The sequence below is a fragment of the Desulfonatronum sp. SC1 genome (genome assembly GCF_003046795.1).
In the GTDB taxonomy this organism is placed as follows: domain Bacteria; phylum Desulfobacterota; class Desulfovibrionia; order Desulfovibrionales; family Desulfonatronaceae; genus Desulfonatronum.
This window is the reverse complement of sequence record NZ_PZKN01000001.1, coordinates 127,803-140,034: the sequence shown is the minus strand read 5'-3', so window position 1 is coordinate 140,034 and position 12,232 is coordinate 127,803. Positions and strand designations below refer to the sequence as shown.

The 12,232-nt window shown below is 61.3% G+C and carries 10 protein-coding genes; all 10 read right to left on the bottom strand.

All coding sequences use genetic code 11. The annotated features are described in order from the left end of the window. Positions 1 to 272: 272 nt before the first annotated feature. The 10 genes from C6366_RS00660 to C6366_RS00615 all read right to left on the bottom strand — a co-directional run bounded on the left by C6366_RS00660 (position 273) and on the right by C6366_RS00615 (position 12,217). On the bottom strand, positions 273 to 2,318 hold the full coding sequence (locus C6366_RS00660) for a TRAP transporter permease (protein ID WP_107735418.1): 2,046 nt from the start codon (positions 2,316 to 2,318) through the stop codon (positions 273 to 275). A gap of 261 nt (positions 2,319 to 2,579) precedes the next feature. Then, positions 2,580 to 3,569, bottom strand: coding sequence for a TAXI family TRAP transporter solute-binding subunit (locus tag C6366_RS00655; protein WP_107735417.1), 990 nt, complete (start codon positions 3,567 to 3,569; stop codon positions 2,580 to 2,582). Positions 3,570 to 3,968: 399 nt separating this feature from the next. Continuing rightward, positions 3,969 to 4,874, bottom strand: a complete 906-nt coding sequence (locus C6366_RS00650) for a M23 family metallopeptidase (protein WP_107735416.1) — start codon at positions 4,872 to 4,874, stop codon at positions 3,969 to 3,971. A gap of 298 nt (positions 4,875 to 5,172) precedes the next feature. Then, the gene (locus C6366_RS00645) at positions 5,173 to 5,940 is read right to left on the bottom strand and encodes an ATP-binding protein (protein ID WP_107735553.1); all 768 of its coding nucleotides are present in this window, start codon (positions 5,938 to 5,940) and stop codon (positions 5,173 to 5,175) included. Between the two features lie 275 nt (positions 5,941 to 6,215). Beyond that, complete coding sequence (locus C6366_RS00640) at positions 6,216 to 7,235, bottom strand: oligopeptide/dipeptide ABC transporter ATP-binding protein (protein WP_107735415.1); 1,020 nt, start codon at positions 7,233 to 7,235, stop codon at positions 6,216 to 6,218. Beyond that, positions 7,220 to 8,158: an ABC transporter ATP-binding protein gene (locus C6366_RS00635; RefSeq protein ID WP_146164732.1), complete on the bottom strand. Its 939-nt coding sequence runs from the start codon at positions 8,156 to 8,158 to the stop codon at positions 7,220 to 7,222. The genes C6366_RS00640 and C6366_RS00635 overlap by 16 nt, the downstream gene beginning before the upstream one ends. Beyond that, positions 8,146 to 9,000, bottom strand: a complete 855-nt coding sequence (locus C6366_RS00630) for an ABC transporter permease (RefSeq protein WP_051822486.1) — start codon at positions 8,998 to 9,000, stop codon at positions 8,146 to 8,148. Before C6366_RS00630 ends, C6366_RS00635 begins: the two co-directional genes overlap by 13 nt. Further along, on the bottom strand, positions 8,981 to 9,928 hold the full coding sequence (locus C6366_RS00625) for an ABC transporter permease (RefSeq protein WP_107735413.1): 948 nt from the start codon (positions 9,926 to 9,928) through the stop codon (positions 8,981 to 8,983). The genes C6366_RS00630 and C6366_RS00625 overlap by 20 nt, the downstream gene beginning before the upstream one ends. 7 nt (positions 9,929 to 9,935) lie before the next feature. Next, positions 9,936 to 10,676, bottom strand: a complete 741-nt coding sequence (locus tag C6366_RS00620; RefSeq protein WP_107735412.1) for a class I SAM-dependent methyltransferase — start codon at positions 10,674 to 10,676, stop codon at positions 9,936 to 9,938. Beyond that, positions 10,676 to 12,217: an ABC transporter substrate-binding protein gene (locus C6366_RS00615; protein WP_051822488.1), complete on the bottom strand. Its 1,542-nt coding sequence runs from the start codon at positions 12,215 to 12,217 to the stop codon at positions 10,676 to 10,678. The genes C6366_RS00620 and C6366_RS00615 overlap by 1 nt, the downstream gene beginning before the upstream one ends. Positions 12,218 to 12,232 lie beyond the last annotated feature (15 nt).

The following is a 12,232-nucleotide window of genomic DNA, read 5'->3' as shown; positions in this document are numbered from 1 at the left end:
GAAGGACTCCAAGGAAAAGATTTTGGAAAGCAGGGGAAAAGCTGCTTTCCAAAAACATTGCCGACAGGCGGCGAGTCTTTTGCCTTCCGCATCTTTCCAACGGAAGGGAAAAAATAACTTCTTGGCGTACCCCGTGCCTTGAGCGAAGCGGGCGGTTCACCTCTTCAAGTGTCGACAGATTCTGAACCATCCCCTGTTTTCTACGCGCAACGGCCCCGGAAGCAATTGCTGCCGGGGCCGTTTGGCGTTGCATGGATCGGCGGGGTTTGCCGTCAGGCGCTTCCGGCCTTTTCGCCGACCACGGCCTGTCCGGCTGTGGGAAAGGGGCAGGTCGTGCCCATGGTTTGTTTGTGGGCTTCTTCTTGCTTGTTCTTGCGGTGCTGCCAGAGCCCCAGGAGTACGACGATGCCGATGCCCAGGGCGTCGCTGAGCAGGTTGGGCTGGAAGCAGAGGAATGTGGCCCCGCCGAAGATAATCCATTCCAGGGTGGTCGTGCGTCTGACCAAGTAGAACATGGACCAAGCCGAAAAGGCCACCGTGCCCACGGCCGCGGCGAAATAGACCGAGGCGATTTCGGTCCATCCGGAGTCGCCCACCACTGCCTCGTCCCAGCCGATGAACAGGGTCATGGCCGGTTCGTAGGCAAAAAGAAAGGGCATGACGTAGAGCAGCTTGGAGAATTTGAAGGCCGTCCAACCCGTTTTCCAGGGATCGGACCCGGCGATGGCCGCCCCGGCGTAGGCGGCCACGCAGACCGGCGGGGTTATGTTTGAATTCTGACTGAACCAGTAGACGATCATATGCCCGGCGATCAGGCCCACGCCCATTTCGTGCAGAGCGGGCACGGCCAGCACGGCGACGATCAGGTACGAGGCCGTGACCGGAACGCCCATGCCCAGGACCAGCGAGGCCAGGGCGATGAGCACCAGGGCCGGGAACAGGTGGCCACCGGACAGGGAGATGATGATGTCCGAGAACTTCAGGCCGATCCCGCTCAGGGCGATGGTGCCAACGATGATTCCGATCACGCCCACGGTGGCCCCGATGACCAGGGTGCTTTGCGCACCGGCGACCAGAGCTTCCCAGATTTGTTTCGGCCCCATCCGGAATTCCGGATCGAACCAGCTGATGACGATGCAGGACAGCGTGGCCCAGAACGCGGCGTTACCCGGAGAGTAGCCATACAGCATCATGGCCACGATGACCACCAGGGGCAGGCATTTATACCAGTGTTTTTTGAAGATGGCCGAGGCCGAGGGCATGTCGTCCAGGTCCAGCCCCTTGATGTTCAGCTTCTTGGCTTCGAAGTGGATCATGGTGAACACGGATAAAAAGTACAGAATGGCCGGAAAGATGGAGATGAGCATGATCTGCACGTAGGGCGTGTTGGTCAGCTCGGCCATGATGAACCCGCCCGCGCCCATAATCGGCGGCATGAACATCCCGCCGATGGATGCCGCCGGTTCGATGGCCCCGGCCACATGGGGCCGAAATCCGGCCCGTTTCATCAGGGGGATGGTAAATGCCCCGGTGGTCACGGTGTTGGCGATGGCCGATCCGGAAACCGAGCCGAAAAAGGCCGAGGCAATGACGCAGACTTTGGCCGGCCCCCCCACGGCCCGACCGGCCAGGGCCAAAGGCCAGTCGATGAAAAAGCGCCCCACGCCGGATTTTTGCAGAAACGCTCCGAAAAAAATGAACAGGATGACGTAGGTCACCAGGACGCTGGCCATGACCCCGAACACCCCGTCCTGGGTCAGATAGATATAGGGGGCCAGACGGTCGATGTCGAAGCCCCGGTGGGCAATGGCCGAGGGGAAATACGGTCCGAAGTAGCCGTAAACCAGGAACAGCAGTCCGCCCATGGTGATGGACCAGCCCAGGACGCGGCGGCAGACTTCCAGGGAGATGATGATCCCCACCACGAAAACCCAGATGTCCAGCTGGGTTTCCATCCCGGTGCGATAGTTCAGGTTTTCGAACTCAAATATCCAGTAGCCCACCACCCCGGCGGCGACCAGAGCCAGCAGTATGTCCACCACCGTGGGCCGGGTCTGGTTGGATCGCCTCCAAAACGGGAAGGACAGAAAGATCATGATGTACGTCAGAAAAACATATACGCCGCGGTGATACTGGTCACCCACCGGACGTACCCCGGCGGCGTAAAAATAGAACACGACCATGCACAGCCCCATGATGGAGACCAGCCATTTCCAGAAACCGGTCAGTTTGCGGCCGGTCTTGGCGTCCTTGGACTGGATTCGTTTCAGTTCTTCCTTGCGGGCGGCGGACATATCCTGGAGCTGAGGGTCGGTCATTCGTGAGTCTCCGGGCTTGGGGTGACTGAGGAAGAGCAAAAAGGACGCAATAATCCCCGGAACGCCTCAAGGCGTCCGGGGATTGTCGTCGTAAGGTTACGCGAGAACTAGCTGAATGCTGAAAAAACCTTATCCGACAGGCCGTTCAAAAACCCCAAGCGCAAGGAGCGAAAACAGTTCAAGGTCGAAGCGTATTGGTTCATACGTGAGAGTTTGAACTGGTTGCGGTGACGCGGCGATTGGGAGTTTTTCAGCGGGCTGTCAGGGTTTGAGTTCGTTGGGGATGGTCAGGCCCTGCTCGGTCCAGAACTTGTAGGCCCCGGGATGCAAGGCCACGGAAGCGCCGGTCAGGGCGCCCTGGACGGACATTTCCCGGGCCGCGGCATGGGCCGTGACCATGTGCTGCAAGCCTTCCGGAGAGTAAATGATTTTCAGGGACTCGTAGACGATGTCGTCGCTGACGCCGGCGTTGGTCATCCAGAAGGTGGAGTCCTGAAAGGTCACCACGGGCTCGCCTTGGCCGCGGTAGGTGTCCGCTGGAATCTCGACCCTGGCGTAGAAGGGGAAGGCGTCGTAAAATCCGCTTTCCTCGGCGTCGTGGTGCAGATTTACGAGGGCGATGTTGTCCTGAGTCGCGGCCTCGATGATGGAGGCGTTGGGGTACCCGACGAGCACCCAGAAAGCGTCGATCTTGCCGTCCCGAAACGCGGAGGCCGCCGGGGAATAGCCCAGGAACTGCGGGTTGATGTCGTCCCAGAGTCCCATGTGGCGGAAAAAACGCTCCGCGGCCAGGGCCGCGCCGGAGCCGGCGTTGCCCACGGCGACGCGCTTTCCGGCCAGGTCCTTGGCCGAGGTGATTCCCGCGCCCCCGCGCACGACCAACTGGGCCGGAGCGCCGTACAGGTAGCCCATGGTTCGTACGTTGGTGTACTGCCGGTCGTCATTGGGCAGTTGTCCGGCCCGGCCGAGATACGCGTCGCCGGAGTAGACGATGCCGAAGTCCACCTGGCCGGCATGCAGGCGGCGCAGGTTCTCACCGGAGCCGCCCGAACCCTCGGAGGAAATTTCCACGTTGGGCAAGGCTCTGGAGAGATAAATGGCGATGCCGTTGGCGAAGTAGTTGAACGTGCCTCCGGTGGGACCTCCGCCAAAAGCCAGAAAGGTGCTGCGTTGAGCCGAGGCGGGGGAGGTTCCGATACACAGGGCCAACAGCGCCAGTCCCGTCAGGACGATCTTCAGTTTCGACTTCATCATGCTCTCCTTGGCTGGAAGGTTTCGTGGAGGGGGGGCCCCTCGGATTGCCATTGGAGACTCTTGCATGGAGAACCGAGCATTCCCTAAGGCTCTCCCATGAGAGGAGGATATCGACCGGTAAACGATCCTCGTGTCCGGTTGAAAGCCAGCGGATCTCGTAAAATAATAAACAAGGAAGAAAAAAAGAGGAAATTGAGGTGGAGTTCGAGCTCATACTCAGCGAAGCAGTGCTCAAAATCGTAATCGAGAGGAGGACTGGATTTCAGAAGGAGGCCTCGATTGTGAGCACTGCCGCAAGTAGCTGGGCACGCGGGATGCTATTTTGGCTTACCTGGACACTTCAGGAAAGAATGCGGCGAACGGGACTGGACTTGATCGAGTCCAGAGAAGAGAAGGTCAGTTCAGAATATAGCGCATGGGGTCCACGGGGATGCCGTTGAGGCGGACCTCGTAGTGCAGGTGGGGGCCGGTGGTACGACCGGTGTTGCCCATGTAGCCGATCAGTTCGCCTCGGCTGACTTCCTGGCCGGCCTTTACCGCGAATTGCTGCAAATGAGCATACAGGGTGACGATCCCGGTGCCGTGGTCGATGGTCACTGCCAGACCGTAGGCCCCGTCGCGTTCCGCGGTGAGCACCCGCCCATTGGCCGAGGAGTAGATCGGGGTTCCGATGGGACCGGCGATGTCCAACCCTTTATGCAGTTCCCGGCGATCCGTGAACGGGGAGCGACGATAACCGAACTCGGAGGTGACCCAGCCCTCGGTGGGCCAGATGGAGGGGGTGGACGCGAAAAAGCTTTGGTTGTCCCGTAGCGTGGACAGCAGTTCCTCCTGGCGGATTTCTTCAAGCTTGGCCTCGGCCTGAAGCTGCTCCAGGAAACCGTGCATCTTTCTGACCAACAGCTCCTGGCGGTGCGCCGTCAGGTACTGGTCCGAAAAGTCGATTCGTTCGACCCCGCCCAAGGGGGTAGTGGTCGGGACATGGCCGGGATCGAGGTTGGCCATCACCCGGACCTTGGCGTTGAAGTCCGCCACGCGAAGAATTTGGCTCTCCAGATCCTTGATCTTTTCCATCAGGGCCATGAACTGACGTTGCTGGTTTTCCAGTTCGCACTGGGCCTGTTCCATCCGGGCCTGGGCCGTGTCGGCATGTAGGGAGGAGTTGTGGAAGTAGACGTTCAGGGCCAATGAAGACAAAAAAAAGCCAGCCACCAGAAGGCAGACCCAGATACGAAGGGTGAAGGTCTTACAGGTGCCGGCATTATCCTTCAAGAGGAGGATCTGGTATTTTTTGCGAATCATTGTGCTCTCGGGGTGCTTTGGGGTGCATTGGATGCTGAATGTGTGGTGATCCTCGGAAGTATCACATCGACGAAAGCGCCTTATTCCATGTTTGACTCATTTTTATCCGGTGAGAAATGGCGGCTTGATGAACATGCACTGAGACGAGAAAGCGTTGGAGATTGGAGTTTCATACTCGGTTGAGGATGATATCCGAACGGAGGGCAATGAAGAAAAGAAAAAGCCCGGATGTTCGTCCGTTATTCGTTCGTGTTGCGGGCAAGAGGAAATCATTCGACCGCTGGTGCCTCACGAGTCGTCATTGCAAATGTTCACCTAATTGACTTCGATGCAGCACGTCAAGCTGCCAACGCTTCAGTGCCCCATAGACGCTGCCGTGCATGGCGGAATCCTGGGATAAGACGGTCCGCAGCCAGGCCTCGGTCCTGGACCGCTCGCTATTGGTGGCCGACGGGCAGGAGTTGCTCCACACGTGCAGCTTCCACTGGGCCGCGGCGCGGCGGATCATGGGCTTTTCCAGCAGCAGTAAGGGCCGAATCAGGATCAATTCTCCGCCAAAATACTCCTCCTTGGGCGACAGCCCTTCCACCCGTCCGTTGCGAAACAGATTCATGAAAAAGGTCTGCACTAGGTCGTCGGCATTGTGGCCCAGGGCCAGATGGGTCAGCCCATAGTGCTTGCACAGCTCGAAGAGGCGCTTGCGACGGTGCCAGGCGCACAGAAAGCAGGGCGAGTTTTTTCGGTTTTCAGGGCCGTGGGCCATGGGGCCGTAGTCGGTGGTCTCGGCATGCAGGGCCACGCCGTGCGCAGCGGTCCACGGCGCGAGCGGAGCATGGCTGGTCGCGTCGAACCCGGGGTTGAGGTGAATGGCCATCACCTCGAAGGGGAACGGAACGATGCGCTGGCGCAACAAGAGCACTTGCAGCAAAACCCAACTGTCCACCCCCCCGGACACGGCCACCCCTACCCGTGCTCCGGGCCAGATCATGCCCGTGCGCTGCATCAACAGGCCGGCGGGGCCGAGACATTTTTTCTGGGCAAAGGTCAATTTTCCAAGGCGACTCATGAGGGGTTCCTGCTCGGGTTGGTCCAGGGGAAGACGACGGTCAATGGTTAAAAGCGTCGGTTGGTACCCATTTTCCATAAGATCGGCAACAGCATCCTTTACGCTCACAAAGCATTTTCGGCCTTCAGCCGGTACAATATTTCCTGGACGTCCCCAGGCATGTTGGATTTGAGGATACTCTTTCCGCCAAGTAACTACTCAGCACGTTTTCACGGCAAGACAAGCCGGAACGCAGGTGAGTAGTTACTCCGCCAATATGCGGACCATCAATTTCGCTATGTCAGGAGGCAGGCGACCTCTCTGCCTTTGACCGGCTTCAGTTCGGGCCGAATGCGGGTGCAGTCGGAGCAGGCTTCCGGGCACAAGGGGGCGTAACCGCATCCATGGTTTTGGCCGGACGAGGCGGGCGCGGCCCGCCCGGCAACGGCCGGTGCCGGGCGCTTTGATCTCAACACCAGCCGCGAAGGGTCCGAGGCGATCAGGCGGCGGGTATACGGATGGACCGGCGCATCGAGCACGGCATGGACGTCGCCGCTTTCCATGATTTGACCCTTGTAAATGACCGCCACCCGCCTGGCGATGAGGCGCAGGGTCGCGATGTCGTGGGAGATGTAGACGTAGGCGACGTTGCTTCGTTCCTGGGCCTGGCGCATCAGGCAGAGAATGTGCGCCTGAACCGAACGGTCCAGGGAGGCCAGGGGCTCGTCGGCCACGATGAGCTTCGGGGACAGGGACAGGGCTCGAAGGATGCCGATGCGTTGGCGTTGCCCTCCGGATATCTCGCTGGGCCGACGGGAGAGGATTTCGGGTGAGAGTCCGGCGAGATCGAGCAACCGCTCGGGCTCGCCGATCTCCTTGCCCGCATTGTTCCCGTTGCTCCCCCCATGCCCCCCATTGGCCATGGCGCTGGATGAGAGTCCATGCACGAGCAAGGGTTCAAGCAGCAACTCTTTGATGGTCAGGCGTGGATTCAGCGAACCGTCGGCATCCTGGAAGATCATCTGCACGTCGCGTCTGAAGGTCGGGCCGGCGCCGTTCAGGGAGCGCAAGTCTTGGCCCTGAAACAGGATGCGACCTCGCGTTGGCGGTATCAGGCGGGCAATGAGCCGCCCCAGGGTGCTCTTGCCGGAGCCCGACTCTCCCAGAATGGCCAGGGAATCGCCGGCCTCCAGGCTGAGGCTTACGCCGTCCACGGCCACGGTGGTCCGACGGCGGAACAGCCCGGACTGGAAGCGCTTGACCACGCCTTCCAGTTGAAGAAGCGTCCCGGCATGGGGGGTCAGGCCAGGTGGCATCGACAGCCCTCCCGGATGTCCGGCGGTTGATGAAGGCACTGCTCCAGGGACTTGGAGCAGCGCGGCTGGAAGCGGCAGCCCTGGGGATAATTGATCATGCTCGGAGCGCTGCCGGGGATGGGATGGGGTTCCGAGCCCGAAAGGGCGCCGAACAGGGCCTGGGTGTAGGGGTGGCGTGGTGAAGTGAAGACAGCGTCGGTGGTTCCCGTCTCCAAAAGCTGCCCCGCGTACATCACGGCCGTATTGGCGCACAGGGTTCTGGCCACGTCGCAGTCGTGGGTGATGAGCAGCAGGGCGCATTTGCCGCGACTGACGGTTTCATGCAGCAGTTCGATGATCTGGGCCTGCATGACCAGGTCCAGGGAGGTGGTGGGCTCGTCGGCGATGAGCAGCCTGGGTTTTCGGGCCAGAGCAATGGCGATCATCACCCGCTGCTGCATGCCCCCGGAGAGTTCATGAGGATATTGGCGGGCGCGTTTGGCGGGTTCGGGGATGCGCACTTCCTCCAGGAGGTGCATGGCCCATTCCCAGGCCTGGTCATGGGCCATGCTCGTATGCGCCCTGGCCGCCTCCACGATCTGTTCGCCCACCGTGAACGCGGGCGCGAGATAGCCGGCCGGCTGTTCGAAAATCATGGCCATGCCCCCGCCGCGCAGCCGCTCCATCTCCTTTTCCCGGATACTCAGGACATCGTGGTTCTCAAATCGAATAGCGCCCCGCACCCTGGCCGAACCAGGCAACAGGCGCAACAGGCTCAAAGCCACCACGGACTTGCCGCAACCGGACTCGCCAAGCAGACACCAGGTCTCGCCGGGGGCAATATCCAGACTCACGCCGTCCACGGCGCGGACCACGCCCTCTCGAGTGGGGAAATGCACGAAGAGATCCCGGACATCCAGCAGGGACATGATCACCTCAGCCACAATTCCTCCCCAGCCGGGCGACCGGGACTGAGCACGTCCCGCAGGCCGTCGCCGACAAGGGTGAATGCCAGGGTGGCCAGGACAATGGCTCCGCCGGCGGAGAGCGCGATATGCGGGGCGATGGGCAACACGGTCAGTCCTTTCTGGAGCATCCCGCCCCATTCCGGCGTGGGCGGGGGGACGCCGAGGCCCAGCATGCCTAGTCCGGCGATGCTCACGATGCGTTGGCCCATGCCGATGGTGGCGATGGCTCCGATGGGTTCGAGCAGGTTGGGCAGGTAGCAGCGCCGGATCAGGTACCAGCGGCCGGCGCCGATGGCCCGCGTGGCTTCCACGAAGGTGCGTTGGCTGATGCTCAGGGCCGAGTTGCGAACCACCCGGGCGTACTTGGGCCAGCCCGGAAGGATCAGGGCCAGGGCGATGCTGCCCGGGCTCGGTCCCAGAATGCCGACGATCACCAGAACCAGGACCATGGTCGGAAAGGAAAAGAAGCAGTCCGTCGTGCGCATCAAGAACCCATCCATGCCACGCACGAGCACCGCGGCCAGTCCGACGGTCACGCCCACCAGCAGGCAGCCCACGGTAATGGCGCCGGCCAGTCCGATGGTCGGCTTGATGCCGTAGAGCAGTCGGCTGGCCACGCACCGTCCCAGGCTGTCCGTACCCAAGGGGAATTCCTTTGAGGGGCCGCTGAGGCGTTTGGACAGGTATTGCTCCTGGGGGGCGTGGGGAGCGATCCAGGAGGCGAAAAAACCGGCCAGCAGCAGGAGAGCCAGAAGCGTGCAACCCATGGCAAAACCGAGGAAACCGGCGGAGCGGGCGTCAGTGGACGGCTTCGACATGTCGCGTTCTCGGGTCCAGGATCCATTGCAGGATATCGACCCCCAGGTTGATCAGGACGTAGATCGCGGTAATGGCCAAAACACAACCCTGGACAACGAAGATGTCCCTGGAATTGACGGAATCCACCAGCAGGCGCCCCAGCCCCGGCCAAACGAAAATGACCTCCACCACCACGGCCCCTCCGAAAAAATAGCCGAACTGGGTTCCAACGTAGCTGCTCAAGGGGACCAGAGCCTGGCGCAAGGCGTGTTTCCAGACGACCACGCGCCGAGTGAGCCCTCTGGCCTTGGCCGCCAACAGGTGTTTTTCTTCCAGAGCCTGAATCATGCCGGCTCGCATCAGACGCGCGGAAATGGCCGCATTGGCCAGTCCCAGGGTCAGGGCCGGCAGAATGATGCCCCGCATATCGGTGAATCCGGCCACAGGGGTCAGGCCCAGGGATATGGAGAACACCACGATGAGGATCAGGCCCAGAAAAAAATCCGGAACGCAACTGAGGAACAGGGACCCGGCCAAGGCCGCCCGGTCCAAAGGCCGCCCCCGATGGCGGGCGGCAACCACTCCAATGGGCACGGCCAGCAGCAGGACCACTGCCAAGGACAAGCACGCCAGGGCCGCTGTGGCTGGAAACACCCGCGTCAGCTCACGGGTCACCGGGCGGCCGGTCAGATAGGAATGGCCCAGGTCGCCGGTAAGCACTCTCCCCAGCCAACTCACGTATTGCACGTGCAGCGGAGCGTCCAGGCGCAGTTCCCGTCGCTGCGCCTCGATGGCCTCTTGCGAAGGGGTTTCGATGCCCGTCTTGGCGGCCAGGGTGATGGTGGCCACATCGCCGGGACTCATGAGCAGGGCGAAAAAGGCCAGCAGGCTGACCCCGAAGAGCACCGGGATCATGGCCAGCAGCCTGCGCGCCAGAAATCCGATCATATCGTGATCATATCGGTTTAACGGCGCTCACGGCATGCGACGTCCAGCCGCCGCCCATGAGCCAGCTCCGGACCGGGCCGTCGGTGATCCGGTCCACATCGGTGTTCACCTCGCGCACCTCAAGGCCCTGTTCCGTCAGGCATTCGGCAACTTCCTCGGCGCTGATGCGCGGCAGTTGGTCGTCGAAGTTGGCGTAGCACGCATCCCGCCAGCCCGGCTTTCTTCCGGTCAGGAAATAGTCCGTAAGCTGACCCCGCCAGCGCGCCGCCCACCCCTGGCTCAAAACCCGGCCGTCGATGAACGCGGCGATGCCGCCGGGCTTGAGCACACGGGCCGCCTCGGCAATGGCCAGGCGAGGGCGCGGCAGGGTCCAGAGCACCCAGCGGCTGACCACGGCGTCCACGGTGGAATCGGGCAGGTCCACGGATTCGGCGTCGCCCTGCCGGAGGCTGACCCGGTCGCTCAGGCCCCTGTCGGCCAGATTCTGCCTGGCCCGGTCGAGCATGTCCTCGGACAAGTCAAAGCCCAGCACCTGGTATCCTTCCGCGGCCAGGATCGACGTGATGAAGCCCGTTCCCGCCCCCATCTCCAAAACCGTCGCGCCGGAAGGCACGCCCTGGAGCATGCCCCGAAGCAGATTTCGCCAACCCTGGTCCTTGGAAAGAAACCGGTAGGCGTCGTAGGCCTTGGCGTTGGAAGCGTTCCAGCGCTCCGAGCGCATGAATTGTTTGACTTCCTGGTGCGACATCAACGCAACCCCACGTGTTCCAGGCCCAAAGTGTGCTCAATGGTGTGCATCCTGTAGCCGGAGACCCTGTTGGAGACCAGGTCGATGTTCACATAGTAGTTCAGGTAAGCCATGGGCATGTCCTGCTCAAGGATGATTTGCACTTCGTCATAGATCTTTTTTCGCTCACCTTGATCAAAGGTCGTCCTGGCCGCCAGGAGCAGCTCGTCCATGCGGGGATTGTTGTAGCGGAACGCCCCCCAGCCGTCCTTGGCCGTGTTTTCGGAGAAGTAATCCAGCATTAGATTGTCGTCCGGATCAGGCACAAAAAGCAGTCCTCTCCCCATCAAGTACAGATCGAAGTCCCCGGCATTTCTGGTCTGTTCCGCCGCATTGACCTGCAGGGAGACGATGTCCGCGGCCATGCCGACTTTGGCCAGTTGCTGCTGGATGACCTCGGCCATGGGCGGCAGCTCCGCGCGTTCCGGGTAGGTCACGAGCCTGACGCGCAGGGGTTTGCCGTCCTTTTCCAGGATTCCGTCCTTGTTTGCTTCTTTCCAACCTGCCTGGGCCAGGAGTTCCCTGGCGGTCGCCGGGTCGTGCTCAAAACCGTCAAGTTCCGCGTTGGCCCACATGATCTGTGAAGGGAAAAGGGTCCGGGCCGGTTCGCCGATGCCGTCGAGAATCGCGTCAACGATTTCCTGGCGATTCAGAGCCAGGTTGAGCGCCTTGCGCGCCAGTGGATCGGAAAATGGTTCCCGGGTGAGATTGAAGGACATCATCCGGCAACGGCCGATGGGCATGGCGTGGATGGTGAAGTCCTTGGAATTGGCCAGGGAGCGCGCGGCATCGGCGGGCATGATCATGGCCACGTCCAGTTCGCCGCCCCGGAGCATGGCCAGGCGGGTCAGGGCTTCCGGAACCACTCTGTACACAACCCTGTCCACCTTGGGTTTGACCGTCCCCCAATGGGATGGATGGGGAACGACGACCACGTTCTCCCGGAGTTCCCAGGAATCGACCATGAAGACGCCCGTGCCTAAAGGCTTGATGACTTCGCCGGCGGCGTCGAAGGATGCCGGGGCCAAGGCGCCGGCTTCGCCCCTGGCCAGATAGGCCGCCAGCGGCGAAAAGGGCTTGGAGGTCCTGAAGATCAGCGTCGCGTCGTCCGGGGCCTCAATCGTCTCCAGCGGGACGTTCTTCAGCAGTGCTCCTTTCTCCATCAGCCGTTGCAGGGCCTTCAGGTAAACCGGGGCCGTCAAAAGGGTGCCGTCATGGAAAGACACCCCGTCGCGCAGGGTGAAGGTCCAGGTCAGTTTGTCGTCGCTGACTTTCCATTCCGTGGCCAGATTGGGAAGCACGTTGAGCTTGTCGTCCACGGCGGTCAACCCTTCAACCACGCCCAGGCGGGTGAACAGATAACCGTCGACTTGCGGATCCATGGTTCTCGTGGCCCACTGCGCGCCAACACGCAGGGTCTTTTCAGCGGCCGAGGCAAATCCGACGGTCAGGCTGAACACGACGGCAATCAGTAGTAGCACGCGATACAAATACTGTTGCATTTTACAATCTCCTGT

Excerpts from the sequence above, each read along its gene's own strand:
- C6366_RS00615 (WP_051822488.1), bottom strand. The coding sequence starts at position 12,217 with ATGCAACAGTATTTGTATCGCGTGCTACTACTGATTGCCGTCGTGTTC.
- C6366_RS00630 (WP_051822486.1), bottom strand. The coding sequence starts at position 9,000 with ATGTCGAAGCCGTCCACTGACGCCCGCTCCGCCGGTTTCCTCGGTTTT.
- C6366_RS00660 (WP_107735418.1), bottom strand. The coding sequence starts at position 2,318 with ATGACCGACCCTCAGCTCCAGGATATGTCCGCCGCCCGCAAGGAAGAA.
- C6366_RS00640 (WP_107735415.1), bottom strand. The coding sequence starts at position 7,235 with ATGCCACCTGGCCTGACCCCCCATGCCGGGACGCTTCTTCAACTGGAA.
- C6366_RS00645 (WP_107735553.1), bottom strand. The coding sequence starts at position 5,940 with ATGAGTCGCCTTGGAAAATTGACCTTTGCCCAGAAAAAATGTCTCGGC.
- C6366_RS00620 (WP_107735412.1), bottom strand. The coding sequence starts at position 10,676 with ATGTCGCACCAGGAAGTCAAACAATTCATGCGCTCGGAGCGCTGGAAC.
- C6366_RS00650 (WP_107735416.1), bottom strand. The coding sequence starts at position 4,874 with ATGATTCGCAAAAAATACCAGATCCTCCTCTTGAAGGATAATGCCGGC.
- C6366_RS00655 (WP_107735417.1), bottom strand. The coding sequence starts at position 3,569 with ATGAAGTCGAAACTGAAGATCGTCCTGACGGGACTGGCGCTGTTGGCC.
- C6366_RS00625 (WP_107735413.1), bottom strand. The coding sequence starts at position 9,928 with ATGATCGGATTTCTGGCGCGCAGGCTGCTGGCCATGATCCCGGTGCTC.